The following is a 25,229-nucleotide window of genomic DNA, read 5'->3' on the forward strand; positions in this document are numbered from 1 at the left end:
CGGCCCACCACGCGCTAGAGCGTATCGACCCGGGGTGTCGCGCGTGGCGGCGGCCGGTGAACTTCCGCCGCCACATGCCTCAGGCGAACGCGGAAAATGCCGATCTCGGGTATCGCCATGACTACTACCGTGCTCCTTCCCGATGCCGGCTCGTACGTCGAGATGACCGCCTCCGACGAGCAGGCCGCCCGTGTCCGTGTGGTCCACGCCGAGGGCAAAGGTCTGACGCTGTCGGCGCCGCTGGTCGCCGTCCCCGGGGTCGGCACGGACGTCACCCTGCGCTGGTCGGCCGCCCCGCGGGGCCGGTACGCGCTCAAATGCGCCGTGACCGGCATCGACGAGAACCGGCTGCGCGTGGAGGCCCGCGGGGAACCGCTGGTCGAGCAGCAGCGCCACTTCGTCCGCGGCGGCGGCGGCGAACAGGTGATCATGCACCGGGCCGGGTTCCCGTCCGCCAGCGGCTGGATCCGCGACATCAGCGAGCACAGCATGCGCGGCCACTTCGAGGGCACCAACGTGCGCGACGGCGAGAGCCTGCGGCTGCGCATCGAGCTGGGCAGCGAGATCATCGAGATGGGGGCCCGGGCGGCGAAGGTCGAGGCGCTGCCGCAGCAGGTGCCGCCGGGGCCGATGTCGGTGGAACTGGTGGCGATCTTCGAGGCCAGCGAGGCGCAGGCCCGGATCATCCGCCGGTACGTGATGCGCCAGCAGTTGCTGAGCCGCAGCAGAGCCTGAGAGTCACCGGCCGAATACCGGTTTGCGCGGGGTTGCCGCCATCGGCAAAGGTGGGCGGGTGCCTGTCTTCCGCCGACGCCTCGCCACGGCCGTGCTCCTGCTGTGCGCCGCGACGGCGGGCTGCTCGGAGCTGGACGAGTCGGGCCAGGGCCTGACCCGCAACGACCTGGTGGCGGACCTGGCCGCGCAGATGACCTCGGCGGCGGACCTGACCTACGAGGCGAACTATCAGCTGGCCGGCGGCGAGCAGGCCACGGTGGCCCAGACCCGCAAGCCGGCCCGGACGGCGTACGTCTACCCCGGCGGCAAGGTCACGGTGACGGCGGAAGCCACCACGGAATGCCGTACGGCGAAGCCGACGACGTGCACGATGACCGCGCCGGCCAGCGCGGCCAGCCCGCCCCCGGCCGCGGTCTTCGCGGGCGCCGACGAAACCGGCATGGTGACCCCGGCGACGGTGCTGACCCTGCTGAACGCGGCGGTCCTGGACAACGACGTGGAAGTCGACCAGCACGACACGACGATCGCCGGCCGGCACGCGACCTGCGTCCAGCTCACCGGCGTCGACGACGCGGCGGCGCGCGACTTCACCACCTGCATCACCAACGAGGGCGTGCTGGGCAGCTTCAACGGCATCCTCGACCAGACCCGGGTGGACGTGGCGATGACGCACTACACGGAGCAGGTGGAGGAAGCGATGTTCGAGCTCCCGAAAGCGGCCAAGCTGATCGACCGCCGCGCCAACTGACTACCGATCCGGAGGGGCCGCTACGGGCGCCACCCGCAGACCCGCAGACCCGCCGCACCGGCGCCGGCGGAGTCAGGTCCGGGTGGCTCGGTCCGAGTGGCCGCGCACGGGGGCACGCACCCGTCGACCGGCGAACGGGCGTTCGAGTCACGGCCGACCGCGAAGCCCCGCGGAACGGCGCACCAGGTCGTGGCCGGCGGACCACGCCGCCGGTGCGACATCTTCAGACCGGCGGTCCCGCAACGGCCCGAGGATGCGCCCGGCTCGGGCTGATGGCACGGGACGGCCGGGTGTGCACGTACCGGAAAAGGACTGTCCGCGCCCACCGGAAAGCCCCGGGCCAGGCCGGCGACAACCCCATCGCGGAACGCGCCGGGCTTCGATGATCGGCCGGAGATGGCCCAGGTGTCCTGCCCGATCAGTTGATCAGTTCTGGTTGATGTGCGGGTGTTGGGCGTGGAGAGCTGACGGACAAGGCGTGGGCGGTGATCGAGCCGCTGCTGCCGGAGCCGGGTCGCAGGTCTGGGCGGTGGCGCGATCACCGTCAGGTGATCAACGGGATCTTGTGGAAGCTGCGCACGGGGACGCCGTGGCGGGACCTGCCGGAACGCTATGGGCCGTGGAAGACCTGCCCTGAACGGCTGCGCCGATGGACCGATGACGGGACCGCCAGCACCACGACGCTCTCGCCCCGCCCGTCCGCGGGATCGCCATACCGGCGGCGGATGGTGAAGCGCTGGGCCGCTCGCGGGGTGGCCTGAGCACCAAGATTCACGTGGCCGTCGACGGCCGTGGCCGGCCGCTGGCGGTGCTGCTCACCGCCGGACAGGCCGGCGACAACCCGCAGCTGTACGCGCTGCTGGACGCGATCCGGGTGCACGCCACGGCGGACGCCCGCCGAACTTCGACAAGCAGGCCCACCGGCAGCGAACGTGGTGGAACGCTGCTTCAACCGGTTCAAGCATTGGCGCGCGTTGGCCACCCGCTACGCCAAAACGCGCCGCTCTGATCTGGCTTCGATGAGCGGCCGGACACGCCCTAGACGCCGAGCAGGGTGCGCAGGTGGCGGGGTGGCGGGGAGCCGTGGGCCAGCATGGCGTCGTGCCAGGCCTTCGGGGTGGCGCCGAACGGCCGCGCCGCCGCGATCGCCGACACCTCCGTGTATCCCACGAAGTACGTGGAGAGCTGGGTGGAGGTCAGCAGGGCCCGTTTCCACTTGCCGGCCGCCTCGCCCTCCTCCTGGAAGCCCCGGTCGCGCATCAGCGCCATCGCCTCGTGCTCGCTGAGGCCCTCGCAGTGCACGAGCTGGTCCAGGATCGCGTTCAGGCTCATCCGGAGCTGCATCTTGAGCTGCTGGAGGCGCACCGGCAGGCCGCCGAAGCCGAGGCCGGCCATGAGCTCCTCGGCGTAGACCGCCCAGCCCTCCACGAACGGGCCGGAGAAGCCCAGCGCCCGCACCCGGGTCTCCGCGCGGAACCGGCGGGAGTGGGCGAGCTGCAGGAAGTGGCCGGGCATGGCCTCGTGGACCGTCAGGTTGCGCAGCATGTGGTCGTTGTACTCGCGGTAGAACGACTCCACGCGTTCCCGGGGCCAGTCGGCGGGGGCCGGCGCGATGCAGTAGAACGTCGGCACCGGCGCCTTTTCCAGCGGCCCGGGCGGATCGCAGTAGGCCACCGCCACGCCGCGGGCGAATTCCGGCATCTCCTCGATCACGCAGGGGTCGTCGATCAGGGTCAGCAGCGCGTGCTCGCGGACGAACTCCGTCGCCTCGCCCATCGTGTGCTTGGCCAGGCCGACGATCGTGGCGTCGTCGGGGTGCTGGGCGGCCAGCGCGTCCAGGGCGCGGCGCACGGTCTCGTCGGTGGCCGGGCCGCCGGCCAGCTCGGCCGCCGCCTCCCGCAGCTGCTCGCCGACCTCGGCCACGGTGCGTTCCGCGCGGGTCAGGACCTCGGCGGCCGGCAGCTCCGTGTCGAGCGTGTGCCACAGCCGGGCCTCCCAGAGCGGCCGGCCGAGACGGGGGTCGCGGCCCGGGTCGCCGCCCTCCAGCCGCTGCCTGAGCCAGCCGTCGAACTCGGCCAGGGCGGCCAGGGCGGTCGCGGCGGCCGGCTCGATCGCCGGGCGCAGGCCCGGCGCCTCGGCCAGCAGGCCGGGCACCTGCTCGCGGATCAGCGCCGACGCGCCGGCGAACTGGCCGACCGCCACCTCGGTGTGCAGCCGCGGCACGTCGCGCAGGACGGCGCGGGCGGTGGCCAGCGCGTCGGGGATGGCCGCGAGCCGGCCGCCCAGGCTCGTGAGGCGTTCCTCGGCCGGGGCGAACGGGCGGGACAGCAGCGTGTGCAGCAGCGGGGCGGGATTGTGGACCAGCGGGTTCCACTCGTGCTCGCGGATGTCGCCGAGCTCGAACATGCCGCGCTCGACGATCGCGGACAGGATCGCGTGGTCGACCTTGTCCTGGTCGTCGAAGTCGTCGGGGTCGGTGCCGGACAGGGCGTCGGCGGCGTCCCGCAGCATGGTGACCCGCTCGGCCACCGCGCCCGGGGACAGATCGGGCAGCCGATCGTCGAACCGGTGGTCGCCGGCGTGCGACGCCAGTGACGGGTCGGACTCCAGGATGGCGTCGACGATGCTCTCCGCGAGCGGCACGAACTCCGGCATGCAGCGCAATCTACTCGGCGGGTACGACATTCTCGCCCCGACGACGGACCGGGACCGGCCTAGCCCTCGGCCTGGCGCACCTCGGCCGCCAGTTCCAGCGCCGCCTCCCGCAGGGCGGCCTCCGGATCGAGACCCTGCGACCGCGCGTCCGCGACCAGCCGCAGCAGCGTCGCCCCGAGCCCGGGGCCCGCCGGCAGCGCCACCGCCACCCCGGCCCGCTCCGCCCGCTGGAGGATCTTCGCCGCCAGCGACAGCGCCGGCTGGCTGAGCGCGATCCCGTCCAGGACCGAGTCCCGGGACTTCTCGGCCTTCTTGATGCGCTCCCAGTTGTCGATGATGTCCTCGACGCTGCCGGCCGGCTCGCCCGCGAAGACGTGCGGGTTGCGGCGGATCATCTTCTCCACCAGGCCGCCGGCGACGTCGTCCACGCTCCAGCGTTCGCCCTCCGGGAGGTTCTCCGCGAGCCGGGCGTGCAGGACCACCTGGAGCAGCACGTCGCCGAGCTCCTCGCGCAGGGCGTCCAGATCCGCCGCGGCGATCGCGTCGTACGCCTCGTAGCTCTCCTCCAGCAGGTACGGCGCCAGGCTCGCGTGGGTCTGCTGGAGCTTCCACGGGTCGCCGCCGGGCGACGCGAGCCGGTCCATCACCGCCACCGCGTCCAGCAGCCGGGCGCCCGGCGGGTCCCAGGAGCCGTAGCAGAGCTCGAGCTCGGCCAGTGCGGGCTCGCGGGCCAGGCGCAGGCCCAGCCGCCGGGCGAAGTCCTCGTCACCGGCCGCCCCGGCCAGCCAGATCACCGTCCGGTGCCCGGCCAGCGCCGCGATGAGGATCTCCGGGTCGGGCTCGATCACGGTCACCGGGACGCCGGCGGAGCGCAGCGCCGTCGCCTGGTCGCTCTCGGCCGGGGTGAAGACCGGGTGGGCGCGGAGCAGGTCCCACGCCTCGGCCGTGAGCAGGCCGGCCGGCAACCGGGGCGAGGTGACCAGCAGGACGATGCGCGCGGCCGGGGCCGTCAAGAGACGTCGGTGACGAACGGCGCGCGGGACGCGTCGGCCCCGCCGAACGGCACCGCGACCAGCGGGACGTCGCCGGTGCCGGCCTGCGCCGACAGCAGCACGAGCTGCTGGTCGCCGTAGCGGGGGTTCAGCTTGACGTCGTCGTCCGCGAGGATCTTGGCGAGCTCGTTGCGCAGGCCCAGGCTCTGCTGCAGCGCCTTCTTGTTGGCGTCCGAGAGCTGGCTCTTGAACTGCTCGTAGGGCGTCGCGTCGGGCGCGCCGGCGGAGAGCCGATCGTAGACCGGGCGCAGGTCGGCGTCGGTGAGCTCGGCCGGGGTCACCTTGGGCAGCAGCGCCGCCCGCAGCTGGAACGTGCGGGTGTAGAGCTTGGTGTACTCCCAGTTCGGCGAGTAGCTCGAACCCTGGGCGACCTGCTCGACCGTCGGTTCGGCGGCCGCCTGCACGCCCTTGGCCGCCGCCGCCTTCTCCAGCACGTCGATGGTCAGCAGGGCGTTCAGCACGTCCTTCTGCTTGAACGGCACCTGCACCGGCGGCACCGCCTGGGGCGAGGCGCCGGCCTGCTGCTGCTGTTGCTCGCGGGCGCTGCTCAGCTCGTCGCGGGCCTCGTCGTAGACGCCCTCGACCCGCTGCTCGGTGATCGTCTTGCCGTCGCCGAGATACGCGGCCACGTCGGGCTCGGCGCGGCAGGCCGACAGCCCGCCCACGGCGAGGGCGGCGACGACGACGGTGGATGCGAGTCGGCGGGCATGCAGCATGACATTGACTCTCTCACGGCCGGTGTGACGTACGCCGCCCACCCCCTGATATCGGATCATGCCGGCACCCGGACCGGCACGTCGCCCAGCACATCCTTGAGCAGCTGGGCGCACCACTGCAGTAGGGCCTGGTCGCGCAGCGGCTCCCCGCCCACCCGGCGGGTCGTCGGGCGCGGCACGCTGACCTGGTCGTTGGTGGTCTTGTAGACCGCGTCCGGGTGGTAGCGCTTGAGCCGCAGCTGCTTGGAGTCGGGCAGCGGCAGCGGCGAGAACCGCAGGTGCTTGCCCTGCACGGAGACGTCGGTGAGGCCGTACGCGCGGGCCACCAGCCGGAACCGGGCCACCGCGATCAGGTTCTTCACCTGCTCCGGCGGCTCGCCGTAGCGGTCGGTCATCTCGGCGACGACCTCGTCCAGGCGGGCGCCGTCGCGGGCCTCGGCGAGCTTGCGGTACATCTCCAGGCGCAGCCGCTCGACCGCGATGTAGTCGGTCGGCAGGTGCGCGTCGATCGGCAGGTCCACCTTGACCTCCGGCTCCTCCTCGGGCCGCTCGCCCTTGAAGGCGCTGACCGCCTCGCCGACCATCCGCACGTACAGGTCGAAGCCGACGCCCTCGATGTGGCCGGACTGCTCGCCGCCGAGCAGGTTGCCGGCCCCGCGGATCTCGAGGTCCTTCATGGCCACGTACATGCCCGCGCCGAGCTCGGTGTGCTGGGCGATGGTGGCCAGCCGCTCGTGGGCGGTCTCGGTGAGCGGCTTCTCCCGCGGGTAGAGGAAGTACGCGTACGCGCGCTCGCGGCCGCGGCCGACCCGGCCGCGGATCTGGTGCAGCTGGGACAGGCCGAGCAGGTCGGCCCGCTCGACGATGAGGGTGTTGGCGTTCGGGATGTCGATGCCCGACTCGACGATGGTCGTGCAGACCAGCACGTCGAAGTCCTTCTCCCAGAAGCCGACCATCACCTTCTCCAGGGCTTCCTCGCCCATCTGGCCGTGCGCGACCGCGACCCGGGCCTCGGGCACCAGCTCGCGCAGCCGGCGGGCCGCCTTGTCGATCGACTCGACCCGGTTGTGCAGGTAGAAGACCTGGCCGTCGCGCAGCAGCTCGCGGTGGACCGCGGCGGCCACCTGCTTGTCGTCGTACGCCCCGACGAAGGTGAGCACCGGGTGCCGCTCCTCGGGCGGGGTGGCGATGGTCGACATCTCGCGGATGCCGGTGATCGCCATCTCCAGGGTCCGCGGGATCGGGGTGGCGGACATGGTCAGCACGTCCACCGAGGCCCGCAGCGTCTTGAGCTGCTCCTTGTGCTCGACGCCGAAGCGCTGCTCCTCGTCGACGATGACCATGCCGAGGTTCTTGAAGCGGGTCGCCGCGGCCAGCAGCCGGTGGGTGCCGATGACGATGTCGGCGGTGCCGTTGGCCGCCTCCTCCAGCGTCTGGGCGGCCTCCTTGGGCGTCTGGAAGCGGGAGAGCTGTTTGATGGCCACCGGGAACTGGCTCATCCGCTCGGCGAACGTGTTGTAGTGCTGCTGGGCCAGCAGCGTGGTGGGCACCAGGATGGCGACCTGCTTGCCGTCCTGGACCGCCTTGAACGCCGCCCGGACCGCGATCTCGGTCTTGCCGTAGCCGACGTCGCCGCAGATCAGCCTGTCCATCGGGACGGCCAGCTCCATGTCGTGCTTGACCTCGACGATGGCGGCCATCTGGTCGGGGGTCTCGGTGTACGGGAACGCGTCCTCGAGCTCGCGCTGCCACGGGGTGTCCGGGCCGAACGCGTGGCCCTTGGACGCCTGCCGGGCGGCGTACAGCTGGATGAGCTGGGCCGCGATCTCGCGGACGGCCTTGCGGGCCCGGGCCTTGCTCTTCTGCCAGTCCGAGCCGCCCATCTTGTGCAGCGTCGGGGACTCGCCGCCGACGTAGCGGGAGAGCTGGTCGAGCTGGTCGGTGGGGACGAACAGCCGGTCGCCGGGCTGGCCGCGCTTGCTGGCCGCGTACTCGATCACCATGTACTCGCGCTCGGCCCCGTTGACCGTGCGTTGCACCAGCTCGACGTACTTGCCGATGCCGTGCTGCTCGTGCACGACGAAGTCGCCCGGCTTGAGCTCCAGCGGGTCGATGGTGTTGCGCCGCCGGCTGGGCATCTTGCGCATGTCCTTGGTGGACGCGCCGCGGCCGCCGGTGATGTCGTTGCCGGTGATGATCGCGAGCCGGGAGCCCTCGTCGACGAAGCCGTGGTTGAGCCCGCCGCAGGTGACCAGCAGCTGCCCCGGCTCGATCGCGGTGGGGATGGCATCGACCGGGGTGACGCCGAGGCCGGCGTCGCGCAGCAGCTCGGTGGCCCGCTGGGCGGTGCCGTGGCCCTCGAAGACCAGGGCGATGGCCCACTGCTCGCCGGCCCACTGCCGCAGGTCGGCCGCGAGCTTGCCGGTGTCGCCGTGGTAGAGCGGCACGGGCTGGGCGTGCAGGGCGATGGCGTCGCCCAGGTCGGGTGACACCTCGACCTCGGGCGTCTCCAGCCAGGGCGTGTCCGACCCGGCGGCCGGCTCCTCGCCGTCGGCCAGGCCGAACGGCGAGATGGTCCACCACGGCTGGTGCAGGACCGCGGCGTGGGCGCGGACGTCCGCGAGGGTCTTGAACGCGGCGGCGCCGACGTCGATCGGGGCCTGCCCGCCGACCGCGGCCGCGGCCCAGCTGGCCTCGAGGAACTCGTCGGAGGTACGGGTCAGGTCGTGCGCGCGGGTGCGGATCCGCTCGGGGTCGCAGAGCAGCACGTGGGTGCCCCGCGGCATGCAGTCGATCAGCAGCTCCATGGAGTCGGTGCCGTCCATGAGGGCGGGGGCCAGCGACTCCATGCCCTCGACCGGGATGCCGTCGGCCAGCTTGTCCAGGATCTCGCCGATCTCCGGGTGCTGGGCGGCGAGCTCGGCGGCCCGGGCGCGCACCTGCGGGGTGAGCAGCAGCTCGCGGCAGGGCGGGGCCCACAGGCGCGGCACGGCGTCGATGGTGCGCTGGTCGGCGACGGCGAAGGTGCGGATCTCCTCCACCTCGTCGCCCCAGAACTCCACCCGCGACGGGTGTTCGTCGGTGGGCGGGAAGACGTCGAGGATGCCGCCGCGCACGGCGAACTCGCCGCGCTTGGTGACCAGGTCGACCCGCGCGTACGCCATGTCGGTGAGCCGCCGGGCGACCGCTTCGAGCTCGGCGGCGCCGCCGGTGGCCAGCTCCACCGGCTCGAGGTCGCCGAGGCCCTTGAGCTGGGGCTGGAGCAGGCTGCGGACCGGCGCGACGACGACCTGGACCGGCTCGCTGCCGGACGCGCCCGGGTGGGCGAGGCGGCGCAGCACGGCCAGCCGGCGCCCGACGGTGTCGGAACGCGGCGAGAGGCGCTCGTGCGGCAGCGTCTCCCAGGAGGGGAAGACGGCGACGCGGTCGGGCGAGATGAGGCAGCCGAGCGCGTCGGCCAGGTCGTCGGCCTCGCGGCTGGTGGCGGTCACCGCGAGCACCGGGCGCCCGGCGCCGCCGCTCTCGGTGGGGCCGGCCACGGCGGCCACGACGAACGGGCGCAGCGCGGCGGGCGCGGTGAGGTCGAGCGCGTCGGAGTCGGCGCCGCCCTTGCGGGCCAGGTCACGGGCCCGGGCCAGCCCGCGGTCACGCAGGGCGGCCGGGATCAGGCCACTGAGCTGCATCAGCGGAACTTCCGCGAAGATCCATCAGGTCGCATGGAAAAAGACTCCCGTGAGGCACATCGAAAAACCCCGACGCCAGTTGGACGGGGGGTATGCCCCAAAGCTTAGTCCGCCGGCCGGCATCCTCGGGCCGCCGGACCGCTATCGGACAGCATGTCCGACAAATGGGCTAACGGGTGCCAAAGACTGCCCGCTGGTCGTTGGGGGAATTGTCTGGGGAGGCAATGTGCGGGTTCTGCTGCTGGTGTCGGCGTTCAACGGTCTGAGCCAGCGGGCCTGGTGCGCGCTGCGGGAGGCGGGCCACGACGTCGGTGTGCTGCTCGCCACCAACGCCCAGGCCGTCATCGACGGGGTCGCCGCCGCCCGGCCGGAGCTGATCCTCTGCCCGTACCTCAAGGACCGGGTTCCCGCCAAGGTCTGGCGCCGCTACCGCACGGTGATCATCCATCCCGGACCGGTCGGCGACCGCGGCCCGTCGTCGCTGGACTGGGCGATCACCGAGGGCGCACCCACCTGGGGCGTCACCGCCCTGCAGGCCGTCGAGGAGATGGACGCGGGCCCGATCTGGGCCACCCGGACGTTCCCGATGCCCGCCGCCCCGCGCAAGTCGTCGCTCTACAACGGACCGGTGGCCGACGCGGCCATGGAGTGCGTCTTCGAGGTGCTGGCCAAGGCGGCCGATCCCCAGTTCCGCCCGGTGCCGGCCACCGAGATGACCATCGAGGTGCAGGGCGCCCGGCCGCGGCCGGCGATGCGGCAGGACGACCGGGCCTTCGACTGGTCCGAGCCGGGCGAGCACATCCTGCGGCGGATCCGCGCGGCCGACGGCAATCCCGGCGTGCGGACCGCCGTGGGCGGGCTGGAGGTCTTCGCCTACGACGCGCATCCCGGCCTGGCCCGGGGCGCGCGACCCGGCACGGTGCTCAGCCGCCGCCAGGGCGCGGTACTGGTGGCCACCGGCGACGGCAGCCTCTGGCTGGGGCAGCTGCGCGACGCGACCCGGCCCGGCACGGTGAAGCTGCCGGCCACCACCCTGCTCGGCAAGCGCCTGCACGGCGTACCGGACTCGCCGCTGCCGCCCGGCGCGGAACCGGAGGGACCGTCGTACCGGCAGGTGCGGTACCGGCGCACCGGGGCGATCGGCTGGCTGGGCTTCGACTTCTACAACGGCGCGATGTCGACCGGGCACTGCCGGCGGCTGCTGGCCGCGCTGCGGCACGCCGCGACCCAGGACACCCGGGTGCTGGTGCTGCGCAGCGGGCTCGACGCCTTCAGCAACGGCATCCACCTCACCGCGGTGCACGCCGCCGCCGATCCGGCCGCCGCGGCCTGGGCCAACATCAAGGCCATCAACGCGGTCTGCAAGGAGATCATCGCCTGCACGCGGCAGGTCGTGGTGGCCGCGTACGCGGGCAGCGCCGGCGCCGGCGGCGTGATGCTCGGCCTGGGCGCCGACGTCGTGGCGGCCCGCCGGGGCACCGTGCTCAACCCCTACTACGACATCGGCCTGTACGGCTCCGAGCTGCACACGTACACCCTCCCCCGGCGCGTCGGGCCGGAGACCGCGCAGCGGCTCATCGACGAGAAGCTGCCGGTCGGCGCCGAGCAGGCCGCGACGCTGGGCCTGGTCGACGAGGTCGGCCCGCGCCACCCGGAGGCGTACGCCGAATGGCTGACCGCCCTCGCGCAGCGGCACGCCGAAGCCCGGCCGGCCCGCCGCCGCCAGACCGCGAAGGCCCGACGGCTGGCCGACGAACGGGTGCCGCTGGACGTGTACGAGGCGCGCGAGCTCGCGGAGATGAGCAGCGACATGTTCGGCGACCGGGCCGGCTTCGCCGCGGCGCGCCAGGCGTTCGTGAGCAAGGCCCGGCCCGCCGCGACGCCCGAGCGCCTGCTGCCCGGTCCCCGGGCGGGGCAGTCCGCGACCCGGCCGCGCCAGCTCAACCGGCCGCGCGCCACCGGCGAGAGTCCCGCCGAGACGCCGGTGCGGGTGCGTTCCGCCGTGCCGCTGTCCGCCTGAGGCCGCCTGCCCGGCATCCGGCGAGCGCCTGCGGGCGGCTCGCCGTCATGCCATGCCCGGGTCCGATCGTGAGAGGACGCCGATGAGCGACCCCGCAAAGTCGTCGCAACCCGTACCGGCGCCGCGGGCGCCGGTCGATCCCGCGCTCGCGCGGATGCTGAACACACCCACCCTGCTGCTGCCCGGCCGGTACGAGTACAGCGGCTACAGCGTGCTCGCCGGCCCGGCCGAGGTGCCCGCGCCCGGCCCGGCCCGGGTCCGGATGCGCCCGCTGGCCCGGCGCCGCCCGCTGACCACCGTGCTGATCACGCTGTTCGCCTTCACCTTCGAGACCACGTTCTTCGCGTGGCTGCTGTCCTCGATGGAGGTTCCCGACGCGCGGCTGCACGGCTGGCTCTACGCCGCCACCGTCGTGATGATCGCGTCGACCGGGCTGATCGAGCTGTTCCGGCTGGTCAACGTCTTCACGCTGTGCCTGGCCACGCTCTGGGCCCGCGACCCGGTGCCGATGGTGCCGGACCGCGCGCTGCGGGTCGCGTTCCTCACCACCATCGTGCCCGGCAAGGAGCCGGTCGCGATGGTCGAGCGCACCCTGCAGGCGGCGCGGGCCATCCGCCACCCCGGCACCTACCACGTCTGGCTGCTCGACGAGGGCGACGACGACGAGGTCAAGGCCATGTGCGCGCGCACCGGCGTGCACCACTTCAGCCGCCGCGGCCGGGCCGAGTTCAACACCGCGGCCGGCGCGTTCAAGGCGAGGACCAAGCACGGCAACTACAACTCGTGGGTCAGCGAGCACGGCGACGCGTACGACGTCTTCGTCTCGGTCGACCCCGACCACGTGCCGATGCCCAACTTCTGCGAGCGGCTGCTCGGCTACTTCCGCGACCCGGACGTGGCGTTCGTGGTGGGCCCGCAGATCTACGGCAACTACGACAACGTGGTGACCCGGTGGGCGGAGTCCCAGCAGTACCTGTTCCATTCGCTGTTGCAGCGCGCCGGCAACCGGCTCGGCGTGTCGATGCTGGTCGGCACCAACAACGCGGTGCGCATCTCGGCGCTGCGCGGCATCGACGGCCTGCAGGACTCCATCACCGAGGACATGGCCACCAGCCTGGCCGTGCACAGCGCCCGCAACCCGGACTCCGGCCGGCGCTGGCGCTCGGTCTACACCCCGGACGTGCTGGCGGTCGGCGAGGGCCCGTCCTCGTGGACCGACTACTTCACCCAGCAGCACCGCTGGTCACGGGGCACCGACGAGGTCGTCGTCACCTCGTTCCCGCGGTTCGCGTGGCGGCTCGGGTTCCGGCGGGCGCTGCACTACGGGCTGCTGATGTCGTACTACCCGCTGACCGCGCTGGCCTGGCTGCTGGGCGCCGTGAACGCCGTCTGCTACCTGGTGCTGGGGGCCAAGGGCGTGCAGGTGCCGCCGCAGGTGTGGCTGATGCTCTATGTGGACGCCGCGCTGTTCCAGCTCGGCCTGTACGTGTGGAACCGCCGGCACAACACCAGCCCGCACGAGGAGGCCGGCTCCTCCGGGCTCACCGGCATGCTGATGTCCACCCTGTCCACCCCGGTGTACGTGTCGTCGTACCTGAGCGCGCTGCTGCGCCGGCAGAGCGGCTTCGTGGTGACCCCCAAGGGCGACTCGGCCAGCCCGGACCGGTTGCTGACCTTCGGCCCGGGCCTCCGCTGGGCCGCGTTCTACCTGGTCCTGCTGGTCTGCGCGCCGATCGGCGGCCACGTCGACGGCACGATGTGGCTGTGGCCGAGCCTCAACCTCGTGATCTGCCTGCTGCCGCCCGCGATCTGGGCCGGCCAGGAGTACCGGCGCCGCCGGCCGGCGCCGCCGCCGGCCGGCGGCACCCCGCAGAAGAAGTCCGCCGCAGAACCCGTGGAGTCCCTCGCATGAAGCCCCGTCCCCGCCCGTCGCTGCCGCGCCGCCTGCTCAGCGGCCTGATCGGCCTGGTCGTCCTGGGCCTGCTCGTCTTCGTCAACCGGCCCGTGGTGGCGTTCGGCTCGGAGGCGCTGCACGACTTCACCATCAACCGCCAGTCCTACAAGGAGAAGTACGGCCACTGGGCGCGCCTGCCCGTGCCGGCCGGGTTCCGGGTCAACGCCATCCACGCCGCGCTGCTGAGCACCGGCAAGGTGCTGATCGTGGCGGGCAGCGGCAACAACCGGGACAACTTCGAGGCCGGCACCTTCCGCTCGGTGCTGTACGACCCCGCGCGCGACACGTTCAGCGAGGTGCCCACGCCGACCGACGTGTTCTGCGCCGGGCACACCTTCCTGCCCAACGGCAACCTGCTGATCGCGGGCGGGACGAAGTCGTACGAGGTGCTGGCGAAGAACATCACGCACGCCGCCGGCGTCATGAAGCTCAAGAACGAGTCGCCGGCCGGCGGCCCCCGGGTGTTCGCCAAGGGCACCCGGCTGACCGGCCCGGACGGCCAGGGCTACCTGACCCGCACCGACGTGACCCTGCCGGCGGCCACCACGATGAAGCACGGCGGCGCGGTGATGACCCACGCCGGCGAGGTCGAGGTGTGGGTCGACGCCGCGGTCGAGGGCGACGCCCCGGTGGTGGACCACCCGGCGCAGTACGCGGTCGACGGCCTGCAGGGGCTGGACCGGCGCAACATCTACGGCGTCTCGGACAAGATCACCCGGGAGAAGCAGGAGTACGGCGGCGACAAGACCTCGTACGAGTTCGACCCGCGCACCGAGCGCTACGTGCGCACCGGCGACATGGTCAAGAGCCGCTGGTACCCGACGCTGGCGGAGCTGCCCAACGGCGACGTGCTGGCGGTCTCCGGGCTGGACGAGTTCGGCCGGATGCTGCCCGGCGACAACGAGCGGTACGTCAAGGACCAGCGCCGCTGGGTCGACGCGCCGAAGCTCAAGCGGGTCTTCCCGACCTACCCGGCCCTGCACCTGATGCGCGACGGCCGGCTGTTCTTCTCCGGCTCCAACGCCGGCTACGGCTCGGACACCGTCGGGCGCACGCCCGGGCTGTGGGACGTGCGGCAGAACAGGTTCGAGGTGGTGCCCGGGCTGCGCGACCCGCGGATGACCGAGACGAGCTCGTCGGTGCTGCTGCCGCCGGCCCAGGACCAGCGCGTGATGATCTTCGGCGGCGGCGAGGTGGGCGAGTCCGCCGTGTCGACCCGGCGGACGGCCATCGCGGACCTGGACGAGGCGGCGCCCGCGTACCGGCCCGGACCGGACCTGCCCCAGCCGGCGCGCTACCTGAGCACGGTGCTGCTGCCCGACGACACCGTGCTGACCACCGGCGGCTCGTCGGGCTACCGCGGCGGGGAGTACCGCGGGCGGACCCGCAGCGACCTGTTCAACGTGCAGATCTACCGGCCCGCCGGCAACCGGTTCTCCACGGCGGCGGAGTCCACCATCGGCCGCAACTACCACTCCGAGGCGCTGCTGCTGCCCGACGGACGGGTCATCACCATGGGCAGCGACCCGCTCTACGACCCGGCCGGCAAGGACCCCGGCACCTTCGAGCAGCGCGTCGAGGTCTACTCCCCGCCGTACCTGTTCAAGGGCCGGCGGCCGGTCGTCGGCGCCGCGCCGGCGTCGGCGCAGCGCGGCACGACGGTCGACGTCGCCACCCCGGACGCCGGCCGGGTGCGGGCCGCCCGGCTGCTGCGGCCCAGCGCCGTCACCCACGTCACCGACGTGGACCAGCGTTCGGTGGCGCTGGACGTGACGCCGTCGGCGGGCGGCGTGGCCCTGTCGATCCCGAAGGACCGGGGCCTGGTGCCGTCCGGCTACTACATGCTGTTCCTGGTCGACGACAAGGGCGTGCCGTCGACCGGGCGCTGGATCCGGGTGCGCTGAGCGATGGCCAGACACGCCATCGGCGGACCGGGCCGCTGGGCGCTGCCCGCCGCCGGGCTGGCCTTCGTGCTGGTCGTCGCGGCCATCGTGGTGCTCGCGCGGCGCGGCGAGGACTCGCCGGTGGTGCAGGGCCCGGCGTCCGGCCGGTCCGGTGGGCCCGCCGCGGTGGCGGGCGGGCGGCTGGCCGGCGCCGAGCTGTACGTGGACCCCCACGGCGCGGCGATGAACCAGGTCGCGGCGTGGCGGGCCACCGGGCGTACCGCCGAGGTCGCGATCATCCGGCGGATCGCCGACCAGCCCACCGCGACCTGGTTCGCCGACGAGAACCCCGGTTACGACCGGCGGGCCCGCGAGCTGGTCACGGCCGCGACCGCGGCCGGCCGGCTGCCGGTGCTCACCCTCTACAACATCCCGGACCGGGACTGCGCCGGTCAGTCGGCCGGCGGCGCGGCCGGCGCCGAGCAGTACCGGACCTGGGTACGCACCCTGGCCGAGGCGTTGCGCGGCCACCGGGCGCTGATCGTGCTCGAACCCGACGCGGTGCCGCAGGCCGTGCAGGGCTGCCTGGACGACGACGCCGCGGGCGAGCGCTACGACCTGCTGGCCGAGGCCGTCGACGCGCTGCGGGCCGTCCCGGGGCTGCTGGTGTATCTCGACGCGGGCAACCCGACCTGGATCACCGAGCCGTCCCGGTTGACCGCCGCCCTGCGCCGGGCCGGCGTCGCGCGGGCCTCCGGCTTCTCGCTCAACGTGGCCAACTTCGAGACGACGGCGGACAACGTGGCCTACGGCAAGCGGCTGTCCCGGCTGCTCAGCGGCGCGCACTTCGTCGTGGACACCAGCCGCAACGGCAACGGCCCGGCGCAGAAGGGCGGCGGCAACCGGCACTGGTGCAATCCCCCCGGCCGGGCCCTCGGCGAGACGCCGACCACCCGGACCGGCGTGCCGCTGGCCGACGCGTACCTGTGGATCAAACGGCCCGGCGAGTCCGACGGCGCCTGCGGCCGGGGCGCTCCCCCGGCCGGCGAATGGTGGCCGGAGTACGCGCTGGACCTGGCCCGGCCGCCGTCCTGACCGGCCCGCGGGCGCCGGCCCCCACGCTGGAGCCGGCGCCCGCGGACGTTCGGTGGGTCAGCCCTCGATGCCGTGGACCGGGGGCACCTCGAGCGTGCGCGCGGCCGGCGTGCCGCCGAGAACGATCTTGCGCAGCGCGGTGTTGTTGGTGGTGCTGAGCTCGGTCAGCTTGTTGGCCGGGTTGGCCTTGACCTCGATGTAGTAGGTGCCGTTGGGCAGGTCGGTGATGTCGAAGGACTGGCCGGGCCGGTCCTGGGTGTACGTGTCACCGTTGCCGATGTCGAGCACCTCGCGCACCGCCACCGCGGTGTTCTGCCCGCACGAGCTGGACAGGTCGGTGTTCTCCGGGCGCCACTTGGCGTTCGGGATCGTGTAGTCGACCGCGTCGGTGTTGGCCAGGCAGAAGGCTTCCTTGCCGCTGCGCACGGCCAGCTTCTGGTCGGCGCCGAGCAGGTTGTACTGCGCGAAGTCGGTGAAGTGCCAGTGCCGGTGACCCTCCCGGGCGTCCCACTCCATCGTGCCCGCGGCGACCGAGCCGACCTCCTTGCCCTTGGCGTCGAAGAAGTACTGGTACGCGTCCATCAGCTCGGTGCCGGTCTGCCGGAAGCCGTCCACCAGCAGGGGGGACGTGCCGCCGTTCCACACCGTCGCGCCGAAGTTCACGAACCACTTGTCCTCTTCCTGGGACAGCGAGATCCCCCAGGCGGGCAGCGAGCGCAGGTCGGGGCGCGGGCCCTTGGCGATGCTGGACGCCCGGACCGCCTTCGGCTTGCGGGCCGGCGGCCGGAACTGCGGGTCGTACGCGGAGACCTGGAGCTTGGGGTCGCCCTGGCCGGCGTGCTCGCCGTGCTCGGCGACCGCGGCCGCCTCGGCGGTGTCGGAGCCCTCACGGGCCGCCTTGACCTTGGCCTTGACGGCCTCGCCGGCGCCCTTGCCCTCGTCGACGGTCTCGACCTTGACGTTGACGCTGAGCGCGGACCCGCCCGCCGCGATCTTGAAGTAGTCCTGGTACTTCTTGTTCAGCGTGACGGTGGCCGTGTAGTCGCCGTCGGCGAGGTCCAGGGCGCCGGTGCTCGGCAGGCTGTCGGTGGTGCCGTTCCAGCCGGCCTGGATGCCCCAGACCGCGCCGAGCGTGAACGGGTTCCACGAGCAGCCCTGCGGGTACGGGGTCTCGGCCGGGGCGTCCCGCCGGGTCCGCGCCGAGCCGTACGAGTTCGGGCAGAAGTCCGTCTGGTAGGTCGCGACCTCGGCGCCCGCCGCGTTCTTGATGGTGACCGTGGTGAAGTCCTTGAGGCCGTTCCACCCGGTGACCATCCCGGCCGGCAGCGTGACCTCCGTCTTCTTGCCGTTCTTGAGCACGATCTGCTTGGCGACGATCGGGTCGGCGTACGACTTGCGGGTCGCCCGGATCTCGAACGGGTTCTTGCCCGCGATCACGTTGACGCCCAGATCGAAGTACAGGTAGCTCTCGTCACCCCACACGTAGCGCTCGGCGACCACGTTGGTGGTGGCGAGGGTGAGCGCCAGCGGCGGCGGATCGGTGGCCGCGTTCGCCACGCCCATGCCGCCGGCGGTCAGGCCGACGGCGGTGGCGACGGCGCCGGCCACCAGGATCCGGGTCCTTCTTGTCATGCTTTTCCTCCCCAGAGGGCTGCGATGCGCCCACACAAGCGGGTAAGGCGTGAAGCGGACGTGAGGATCGATGAGACCCGAATCGAATCACGCACGTAAATGCGCGAAACGGTGGCCGGCGCCGTCGCTCATCAGTCGAGCCCGTTGACCGACGGCACCTTGAGCGTGCGCGCGGCCGGCGTGCCGCCGAGGATCACCTTGCGCAACGCGGTGTTGTTCTTGGTGCTCAGCTCGGCCAGCTTGTGGGCCGGGTTGGCCTTGACCTCGATGTAGTACGTGCCGTTGGGCAGGCTGGTGATGTCGAACGACTGGCCCGGCCGGTCCTGGGTGTACGTGTCACCGTTGCCGATGTCCAGCACCTCACGCACCGCCACCGCGGTGTTCTGCCCGCACGAGCTGGACAGATCCGTGTTGTCCGGGCGCCACTTGGCGTTCGGGATCGTGTAGTCCACCGCGTCGGTGTTGGCCAGGCAGAACGCCTCCTTGCCGCTGCGCACCGCGACCTTCTTGTCGGCCTTCAGCAGGTTGTACTGGGCGAAGTCGGTGAAGTGCCAGTGCCGGTGACCCTCCCGGGCGTCCCACTCCATCGTGCCCGCGGCGACCGAGCCGACCTCCTTGCCCTTGGCGTCGAAGAAGTACTGGTACGCGTCCATCCGCTCCGTGCCGGTACGCCGGAAGCCGTCCACCAGCAACGGCGACGAGCCCCCGTTCCACACGGTGGCGCCGAAGTTGACGTACCACTTCTTGTCCTCCTGGGACAGCGAGATGCCCCAGGCCGGCAGCGAGCGCAGGTCCGGGCGCGGGCCCTTGGCCACGGCCGACGCCTTCACGGTCTTCGGCCGCTTGGCCGGCGGCCGGAAACCCGGCCGGTACGCCGAGACCTGCCGGCTCTCGTCACCCTGGCCGGCGTGCTCGCCGTGCTCGGCCACCGCGGCCGCCTCGGCGGTGTCGTCGCCCGCCCGGGCCGCCCGGATCCGGGCCACGGCCGCTTCCTCGTCCTTGCCGTCGTCGACGGTCTTGACCGTGACGTTGAGCTTCAGCGTCGCGTTCTTCGCCGCGACCTTGAAGTAGTCCCGGTACTTCTTGTTGACCGAGACGGTCGCGGTGTACGCGCCGTCGGCCAGGTCGAAGCCCCGGGCCGGGGGCAGGCTGGCAACGGGGGCGTTCCAGCCGGCCTGGATGCCCCACACCGCGCCCAGGTTGAACGGGCTGTCCGAACAGCCCCGTGGGTACGGGTTCTGGGCCGGGGCGTCGCGCCGGGTCCGGGCCGATTCGTAGGCGTTCGGGCAGAAGTCCGTCTGGTAGGCGGCGACCTGCTTGCCGGCGGCGTTCCTGAGCGTGATGGTGGTGAAGTTCTTGAGGCCGCCCCAGCCGGTGACCATCCCGGCCGGCAGCGCCACCGCCTTTTTCTTGCCGTTGCGCCGCACGATCTGCTCGGCGGTGATCGGCTTGGCGTACGACGAGCGCTTCGCCCGGATCTCCAGCGGATCCCGGCCGGCGATGACGTTGACCCCGAGGTCGAAGTCCAGGTACGCCTCACCGTCGTACACGTACCGCTCGGCCAGTACGTTCGGTGTGGCCATGGTGAAGGCCAGCGGTGGCGGGGCGGTGGCGGCGTCCGCCACCCCCATCCCGGCGACGGCCAGGCCCAGCGCCCCGGCCACGGCGCCGGCCACCGCGATTCGTGTCCTTCTCGGCATTCTTGTCCTCCCCGGAGATTTGTGCGCACAGGTAATCCCGAAGGGCGTGAAGCGGGCGTAAGCGCCTATGAGACTTGCCTCAAATCACCCCGCCGGAGCGGGGCACCGATACGATCGGCGAAGTCGGGACAGCGCTGTCCTCCGCACGCGATGCCGATCCCGTCCGCGGCGGAAATCCCCCTGCAGGCCCTTCGTTGAGGAGCGCTCCGATGACAGACCAGCACGACCCCGACGCGGCGCTGCGCGCCGACATCCGGCGCATCGGCACGCTGCTCGGCCAGACCCTGGCCCGCCAGGAGGGCAAGCCCCTGCTCGACCTGGTCGAGGAGGTCCGGGCGCTGGTCCGGGCCGACGCCCCGGCCGCCGCCGAGCGCCTCGCCGCCATGGACGTCACGACCGGCACCAAGCTGGCCCGGGCGTTCTCCACCTATTTCCACCTGGCCAACATCACCGAGCAGGTGCACCGCGCCCGCGACCTGCAGCGCCGCCGGGCCCGCGACGGCGGCTGGCTGGACCAGGCCGCCAAGCGCATCGCCGAGCACGGCGTGCCCGCCGACGAGATCGCCGCGGCCGCCCGGCGGCTGGCGGTGCGCCCGGTCTTCACCGCGCACCCCACCGAGGCCGCCCGCCGGTCGATCCTGTCGAAGCTGCGCCAGCTGGCCGACTCGCTGGACGGCGAGGCGGCCGCCGCGGTGCTGTACGGCGCCTCCGACACCACCGCCTCGACGCGCCGCTTCGCCGAGCTGATCGACCTGCTCTGGCAGACCGACGAGCTGCGCCTGGACCGGCCCGACCCGACCGACGAGGCCCGCAACGCCGTCTACTACCTCAAGGACCTGTACGCCGACGCCGCCCCGCAGGTGCTCGACGACCTCGCCGAGACGCTGCGCGGGCTCGGCGTGGAGACCTCGCCGACGTCGCGCCCGCTGACCTTCGGCAGCTGGATCGGCGGTGACCGCGACGGCAACCCGTTCGTCACCCCGGCCGTCACCCGCGACGTGCTGATCATCCAGCACGAGCACGGCATCCAGGCCACCGAGGCGGCGATGGACGCCCTCATCGACGAGCTGTCGGTCTCCAAGCGGCTGCGCGGGGTGTCCCTCGACCTGTCCGCCAGCCTGGCCAAGGACCTCGACGCGCTGCCCGAGGTGGCGCCCCGGTTCCGGCGCACCAACGCCGAGGAGCCGTACCGGCTGAAGGTGCGCTGCATCAAGGCCAAGCTGGCCAACACGCGCAAGCGGCTGGGCAGCGGCACCGCGCACGTGCCGGGCCGCGACTACCTCGGCACCGACGAGCTGGTCGGCGACCTGGAGCTGATCCGGGCGTCGCTGGCCCGCAACTCGGGGCAGCTCACCGCGGTCGGCACGGTCGCCTCGGCGATCCGTACGGTGTCCGCCTTCGGCCTCCAGCTGGCCACGCTCGACGTCCGGGAGCACGCCGAGAAGCACCACGAGGTGCTGGCCCAGATGTACGGCAAGGTCGGCGAGGTCGACGACTACCTGTCGCTGGACCGGCCCGAGCGCACCAAGCTGCTCGCCACCGAGCTGGGCGGCCGACGCCCGCTGTCCAGCATCGACACCCCGCTGACCGACGCGGCGCGCAAGACCTTCGACGTGTTCACCACGATCCGCGACGCGCAGGACCGGTTCGGCGCCGACGTCGTCGAGTCGTACATCATCTCGATGACCCTGGGCGTGGACGACGTGCTCGCCGCGGCGGTGCTGGCCCGCGAGGCCGGCCTGATCGACATCCACACCGGCCGGGCCCGGATCGGCATCGTGCCGCTGCTGGAGACGCCGGCCGAGCTGGACGCCGGCGGCGAGCTGCTGGACGAGATGCTGTCCCTGCCGGCGTACCGGGAGATCGTGCGCAGCCGCGGGGATCTCCAGGAGGTCATGCTCGGCTACTCCGACAGCAACAAGGAGGCCGGGATCACCACCAGCCAGTGGTCGATCCACAAGGCGCAGCGGGCGCTGCGCGACGTCGCGGCCCGGCACGGCGTGCGGCTGCGGCTGTTCCACGGCCGCGGCGGCACGGTGGGGCGCGGCGGCGGCCCGACCCACGAGGCGATCCTGGCCCAGCCGTACGGCACGCTGGACGGCGCGATCAAGGTGACCGAGCAGGGCGAGGTCATCTCCGACAAGTACACGCTGCCCGCGCTGGCCCGGGAGAACCTGGAGCTGACGGTGGCGGCCGTGCTCCAGGCGACGCTGCTGCACACGTCGCCGTCGGTCGACCTGACCTCGCTGGCCCGCTGGGACGGGGCGATGGACACCGCGTCGGCGGCGGCCTTCGGGGCGTACCGGGCGCTGGTCGAGAACCCGGACCTGCCGGCGTACTTCTGGGCGGCGACCCCGACCGAGCTGCTGGGCGCGCTGAACATCGGCTCCCGGCCGGCGAAGCGGCCGAACGCGGACGCCGGCCTGGGCGGCCTGCGGGCCATCCCGTGGGTGTTCGGCTGGACCCAGACCCGCCAGATCGTCCCGGGCTGGTTCGGCGTGGGCACCGGCCTGGCCGCGGTCCGCGAGTCCGGCCAGGCCGAGGTCCTGCGGGAGATGTACGCGAACTGGCAGTTCTTCCGCACGTTCATCTCCAACGTGGAGATGATGCTGCAGAAGACGGACCTGACGATCGCCCGCCGGTACGTCGACACCCTGGTCCCGGCCGAGCTCAAGGGCATCTTCGGCACCATCGAGCGGGAGTACGCCCGCACGGTCGAGCAGGTCCTGGCCATCACCGGCCGCGACACCCTGCTGGCCGACCAGCCCGAGCTGGCCCGCACGCTGGGGGTCCGGGACACGTACCTGGAGCCGCTGCACCACCTGCAGGTCGCGCTGCTGCGCCAGTACCGCGAGCTGAACGCCGAGGGCAACGAGGTGTCGACGGGACCGGGCGCCCGCCGCTCGCCGTCGGACGTGACGGCGCTGGAACGCGCGCTGCTGACGACGGTCAACGGCATCGCGGCCGGCATGCGCAACACCGGCTGATCCCTTGTGGACACCCGGCCGGGTCCCGCCGCGCGGGGCCCGGCCGTCGCCCGGTCAGACCGCCGCGGGGTAGAGCAGCCGCGGGTCGCCGGCCAGCGCGGCCTTGACCTGGGCGGTGGCCTCGTCCGCGACCACCTCGATCGCGCCGGCCTCGATGCCGTCGAGCGCGGCCCGGGCGATCACGGCGGGATCGGTCTTGTCGATGGCGAACCCGGCCATCATGTCGGTGTCGGCCGCGCCGAGCAGCAGCCCGGTCACCAGCGTGCCCTGGGCGGCCAGCTCCAGCCGGACGCCGTTGGTCAGGCTCCACTCGGCGGCCTTGGCCACGCTGTAGGCGTTCGCGCCGTCGTAGGAGACCCAGGACAGCCGGGACAGCACGTTGAGGATCGCGCCGCCGCCGAGCACCGGCGCGAACGCCCGGATGACGTGCAGGGTGCCCCAGAAGTGCGTGTCCAGCTCCAGCCGGATCTTGTCGAGGTCGCCGGTGACCAGGTTGCTGAAGGTGGAGACGCCGGCGTTGTTGATGAGCAGGTCGACGTCGCCGGCCCGCGCGGCCGCCGCGGCGACCGAGGCCGGATCGGTGATGTCCAGCGCCAGCACCTCGGCCCCGGGGATGTCCACGAGCTCGGGCCGGCGCGCGGTGGCGTAGACCTTGGCCGCGCCCCGGGCGAGCAGTTCGAGGGCGAGCTGCCGGCCGATGCCGCGGTTGGCGCCGGTGACCAGCGCGACGGATCCAGAAATCTTCATGGCGGCTACGCTAGAACCTGACGTTGACGTCAGAGGCAAGGGTGGTGGCGGGCGTCACCCCCGGGAGGAGCACCGTGCGGATCGGCGAGCTGGCCGGGGCGGCGGGCGTGAGCGTCCGCGCGCTGCGGTACTACGAGGAGCAGGGGCTGCTGGCGGCCCAGCGCACGCCGCGCGGCCAGCGGGTCTATCCCCCGGCGGCGGTGGACCGGGTGCAGCTCATCCAGCAGCTCTACGCGGCGGGGCTGCCCAGCCGCACGATCCTCGAGCTGCTGCCCTGCGTGGACGCGGGGGTCAGCACCCCGGAATCGCTGGCGCGGCTGGCGGCGGAGCGCGACCGCATCGACGAGCAGATCGCCGGCCTGATCGCCACCCGGGACCGCCTCGACCGGGTGATCGCGATCGCCTCGGACCCCACCCACCCCTGTATGACATCATAGTTGTCATGTTGGATCGGGGCGCGGCGCTGTACGAGGTCCTCCGGCACGTCCGGCCGCTGGTGCTCAACTCGGCCCGCGTGGTCGAGGCGGCGCTGCGGCCGTACGGGCTGAGCGTGGGGACTCGCGCGGTGCTGGAGGTTCTCGCCGAGCACGGCCCGGCGCCGGTGCCCACCATCGCGGACCGGCTGGAACTGGCCCGGCAGGGCGTCCAGCGCCACGTCAACGACCTGCTCGCGCTCGGGTTGGTGGAGTCGCGGGCGAATCCGGCACACCGGCGCTCGGTGCTCATCGCGCTGACTCAGGCCGGGGCCGGGACGATCGACCGGATCCGGGCCGAGGAGCTGCGGCAGCTGGCCTCGCTGGCGCCGGACCGCACGCCCGAGGAGATCGCGACGGCGGCCGAGGTCCTGCGATCGCTGAGCCGCGACATCCGCCGGCGAGCCGGCGGCGCAGCATGATCACCGACGCCGAGGTCTACGCCCGGACCACCGGCAACCGCCTGATGATCGCCGACTTCCTCGACACGCTCGACGACGAGCAGTGGCGGGCCCGGACGTTGTGCGCCGGCTGGACCGTGCACGACCTGGCCGCGCACCTCGTCCAGCCGATGCTGGTCGGCTTCGGGCGGTTCTTCCTCGCCGCCCTGCGTCACCGCGGCGACACCGACCGGACCGTTGACCACCTCACCCGGCGACTCGCCCGCCGGCCGCGCCGGGAGCTGACCGCCCTGCTCCGGCAGCACGCCGGGGATCGGGTGAACCCGCCGCGGATCGGGCCGCTGGGCCCGTTCACCGACACGTGCGTGCACCTGCGGGACATCGCCCGGCCGCTCGGCCTGGCCGCGGACGTGCCGATCGAGCACTGGCGGGTGCTGCTGGAATACCTCACCTCGCCGGCCGTGGCGTCCACATTGGTGACCCCGGGCCGGCTGGACGGGCTGAAGCTGGTCGCCACCGACACCGACTGGCAGGGCGGGTCGGGCACCGTCGTGACCGGTCCCGCCGAGGCGCTGGTCATGGCGGCCTGCGGACGGGCGGCCGCCCTCGCGGACCTGTCCGGCCCCGGCCGGCCGAGCCTGGCGGGCCGGATCGGCGACCCCTGACCGACGTTTTATATTTCCGTCGGTCGATACGGCTGGTAATTTCACTTGGCGTGGTTGCTTGACCACTCGATGTGGGGAGGCTC

The 25,229-nt window shown here is 72.8% G+C and carries 17 protein-coding genes and 1 pseudogene; 11 read left to right on the top strand and 7 right to left on the bottom strand.

The genetic code is table 11. From position 1 onward, the window contains the following. Nucleotides 1–117: 117 nt before the first annotated feature. The 3 genes and pseudogenes from Ani05nite_RS29085 to Ani05nite_RS29095 form a co-directional block, all read left to right on the top strand. On the top strand, nucleotides 118–735 hold the full coding sequence (locus Ani05nite_RS29085) for a hypothetical protein (RefSeq protein WP_203773632.1): 618 nt from the start codon (nucleotides 118–120) through the stop codon (nucleotides 733–735). Between the two features lie 58 nt (nucleotides 736–793). Beyond that, entirely contained in the window at nucleotides 794–1,483 is a 690-nt protein-coding gene (locus Ani05nite_RS29090) for a hypothetical protein (protein WP_203773634.1), read from the top strand. 464 nt (nucleotides 1,484–1,947) lie between these two features. Then, nucleotides 1,948–2,505, top strand: a pseudogene (locus Ani05nite_RS29095) (transposase); the annotation flags it as partial. A 16-nt stretch (nucleotides 2,506–2,521) separates the two neighbouring features. On the opposite strand, the gene Ani05nite_RS29100 reads toward Ani05nite_RS29095, so the two are convergent. From Ani05nite_RS29100 to mfd, 4 genes are read right to left on the bottom strand one after another with little or no spacing between them, the layout of a single operon-like run. Continuing rightward, nucleotides 2,522–4,138 carry a DUF885 domain-containing protein gene (locus Ani05nite_RS29100; protein WP_203773636.1) on the bottom strand — a complete coding sequence of 539 codons (1,617 nt, stop codon included), beginning with the start codon at nucleotides 4,136–4,138 and terminating at the stop codon, nucleotides 2,522–2,524. Between the two features lie 59 nt (nucleotides 4,139–4,197). Continuing rightward, entirely contained in the window at nucleotides 4,198–5,151 is a 954-nt protein-coding gene (locus Ani05nite_RS29105) for a nucleoside triphosphate pyrophosphohydrolase (protein ID WP_203773638.1), read from the bottom strand. Continuing rightward, nucleotides 5,148–5,906, bottom strand: a complete 759-nt coding sequence (locus Ani05nite_RS29110; protein WP_203773640.1) for a hypothetical protein — start codon at nucleotides 5,904–5,906, stop codon at nucleotides 5,148–5,150. The genes Ani05nite_RS29105 and Ani05nite_RS29110 overlap by 4 nt, the downstream gene beginning before the upstream one ends. 56 nt (nucleotides 5,907–5,962) lie before the next feature. After that, nucleotides 5,963–9,589: a transcription-repair coupling factor gene (gene mfd, locus Ani05nite_RS29115; RefSeq protein WP_203773642.1), complete on the bottom strand. Its 3,627-nt coding sequence runs from the start codon at nucleotides 9,587–9,589 to the stop codon at nucleotides 5,963–5,965. Between the two features lie 226 nt (nucleotides 9,590–9,815). Between mfd and Ani05nite_RS29120 the strand changes: the two genes are divergently transcribed. The 4 genes from Ani05nite_RS29120 to Ani05nite_RS29135 all read left to right on the top strand — a co-directional run bounded on the left by Ani05nite_RS29120 (nucleotide 9,816) and on the right by Ani05nite_RS29135 (nucleotide 16,541). Beyond that, complete coding sequence (locus Ani05nite_RS29120) at nucleotides 9,816–11,609, top strand: hydrogenase maturation protein (RefSeq protein ID WP_203773644.1); 1,794 nt, start codon at nucleotides 9,816–9,818, stop codon at nucleotides 11,607–11,609. Nucleotides 11,610–11,691: 82 nt separating this feature from the next. Then, a complete protein-coding gene (locus Ani05nite_RS29125) occupies nucleotides 11,692–13,521 on the top strand; it encodes a glycosyltransferase family 2 protein (protein ID WP_239130729.1) in 1,830 nt (609 codons plus the stop codon). Continuing rightward, the gene (gene glxA, locus Ani05nite_RS29130; RefSeq protein ID WP_203773646.1) at nucleotides 13,518–15,467 is read left to right on the top strand and encodes a radical copper oxidase GlxA; all 1,950 of its coding nucleotides are present in this window, start codon (nucleotides 13,518–13,520) and stop codon (nucleotides 15,465–15,467) included. The genes Ani05nite_RS29125 and glxA overlap by 4 nt, the downstream gene beginning before the upstream one ends. A gap of 3 nt (nucleotides 15,468–15,470) precedes the next feature. Next, nucleotides 15,471–16,541 carry a glycoside hydrolase family 6 protein gene (locus tag Ani05nite_RS29135; protein ID WP_203773648.1) on the top strand — a complete coding sequence of 357 codons (1,071 nt, stop codon included), beginning with the start codon at nucleotides 15,471–15,473 and terminating at the stop codon, nucleotides 16,539–16,541. A gap of 57 nt (nucleotides 16,542–16,598) precedes the next feature. Here Ani05nite_RS29135 and Ani05nite_RS29140 read toward each other — a convergent pair whose 3' ends face one another. Further along, nucleotides 16,599–18,173 (bottom strand): lysyl oxidase family protein, encoded by a 1,575-nt coding sequence (locus tag Ani05nite_RS29140; RefSeq protein ID WP_203773650.1) that lies wholly within the window; start codon nucleotides 18,171–18,173, stop codon nucleotides 16,599–16,601. A 131-nt stretch (nucleotides 18,174–18,304) separates the two neighbouring features. Then, nucleotides 18,305–19,873, bottom strand: coding sequence for a lysyl oxidase family protein (locus Ani05nite_RS29145; RefSeq protein WP_203773652.1), 1,569 nt, complete (start codon nucleotides 19,871–19,873; stop codon nucleotides 18,305–18,307). 209 nt (nucleotides 19,874–20,082) lie between these two features. Here Ani05nite_RS29145 and ppc point away from each other — a divergent pair, with 209 nt between their 5' ends. Beyond that, nucleotides 20,083–22,860 carry a phosphoenolpyruvate carboxylase gene (ppc, locus tag Ani05nite_RS29150; RefSeq protein ID WP_203773654.1) on the top strand — a complete coding sequence of 926 codons (2,778 nt, stop codon included), beginning with the start codon at nucleotides 20,083–20,085 and terminating at the stop codon, nucleotides 22,858–22,860. Between the two features lie 54 nt (nucleotides 22,861–22,914). Here the strand turns inward: ppc and Ani05nite_RS29155 are convergent, their stop codons facing one another. Then, on the bottom strand, nucleotides 22,915–23,607 hold the full coding sequence (locus tag Ani05nite_RS29155; RefSeq protein ID WP_203773656.1) for an SDR family oxidoreductase: 693 nt from the start codon (nucleotides 23,605–23,607) through the stop codon (nucleotides 22,915–22,917). 74 nt (nucleotides 23,608–23,681) lie between these two features. Here Ani05nite_RS29155 and Ani05nite_RS29160 point away from each other — a divergent pair, with 74 nt between their 5' ends. From Ani05nite_RS29160 to Ani05nite_RS29170, 3 genes are read left to right on the top strand one after another with little or no spacing between them, the layout of a single operon-like run. After that, the gene (locus tag Ani05nite_RS29160) at nucleotides 23,682–24,044 is read left to right on the top strand and encodes a MerR family transcriptional regulator (RefSeq protein WP_203773658.1); all 363 of its coding nucleotides are present in this window, start codon (nucleotides 23,682–23,684) and stop codon (nucleotides 24,042–24,044) included. A 5-nt stretch (nucleotides 24,045–24,049) separates the two neighbouring features. Next, a complete protein-coding gene (locus Ani05nite_RS29165) occupies nucleotides 24,050–24,502 on the top strand; it encodes a MarR family winged helix-turn-helix transcriptional regulator (RefSeq protein WP_203773660.1) in 453 nt (150 codons plus the stop codon). Continuing rightward, nucleotides 24,499–25,146: a maleylpyruvate isomerase family mycothiol-dependent enzyme gene (locus Ani05nite_RS29170; RefSeq protein WP_203773662.1), complete on the top strand. Its 648-nt coding sequence runs from the start codon at nucleotides 24,499–24,501 to the stop codon at nucleotides 25,144–25,146. Before Ani05nite_RS29165 ends, Ani05nite_RS29170 begins: the two co-directional genes overlap by 4 nt. Nucleotides 25,147–25,229: the final 83 nt, after the last annotated feature.

The organism is Actinoplanes nipponensis (genome assembly GCF_016862275.1).
GTDB lineage: Bacteria > Actinomycetota > Actinomycetes > Mycobacteriales > Micromonosporaceae > Actinoplanes > Actinoplanes nipponensis.

Excerpts from the sequence above, each read along its gene's own strand:
- Ani05nite_RS29140 (WP_203773650.1), bottom strand. The coding sequence starts at position 18,173 with ATGACAAGAAGGACCCGGATCCTGGTGGCCGGCGCCGTCGCCACCGCC.
- glxA (WP_203773646.1), top strand. The coding sequence starts at position 13,518 with ATGAAGCCCCGTCCCCGCCCGTCGCTGCCGCGCCGCCTGCTCAGCGGC.
- Ani05nite_RS29085 (WP_203773632.1), top strand. The coding sequence starts at position 118 with ATGACTACTACCGTGCTCCTTCCCGATGCCGGCTCGTACGTCGAGATG.
- Ani05nite_RS29170 (WP_203773662.1), top strand. The coding sequence starts at position 24,499 with ATGATCACCGACGCCGAGGTCTACGCCCGGACCACCGGCAACCGCCTG.
- Ani05nite_RS29110 (WP_203773640.1), bottom strand. The coding sequence starts at position 5,906 with ATGCTGCATGCCCGCCGACTCGCATCCACCGTCGTCGTCGCCGCCCTC.
- Ani05nite_RS29125 (WP_239130729.1), top strand. The coding sequence starts at position 11,692 with ATGAGCGACCCCGCAAAGTCGTCGCAACCCGTACCGGCGCCGCGGGCG.
- Ani05nite_RS29100 (WP_203773636.1), bottom strand. The coding sequence starts at position 4,138 with ATGCCGGAGTTCGTGCCGCTCGCGGAGAGCATCGTCGACGCCATCCTG.
- Ani05nite_RS29135 (WP_203773648.1), top strand. The coding sequence starts at position 15,471 with ATGGCCAGACACGCCATCGGCGGACCGGGCCGCTGGGCGCTGCCCGCC.
- ppc (WP_203773654.1), top strand. The coding sequence starts at position 20,083 with ATGACAGACCAGCACGACCCCGACGCGGCGCTGCGCGCCGACATCCGG.
- Ani05nite_RS29145 (WP_203773652.1), bottom strand. The coding sequence starts at position 19,873 with ATGCCGAGAAGGACACGAATCGCGGTGGCCGGCGCCGTGGCCGGGGCG.
- Ani05nite_RS29165 (WP_203773660.1), top strand. The coding sequence starts at position 24,050 with ATGTTGGATCGGGGCGCGGCGCTGTACGAGGTCCTCCGGCACGTCCGG.
- Ani05nite_RS29155 (WP_203773656.1), bottom strand. The coding sequence starts at position 23,607 with ATGAAGATTTCTGGATCCGTCGCGCTGGTCACCGGCGCCAACCGCGGC.
- mfd (WP_203773642.1), bottom strand. The coding sequence starts at position 9,589 with ATGCAGCTCAGTGGCCTGATCCCGGCCGCCCTGCGTGACCGCGGGCTG.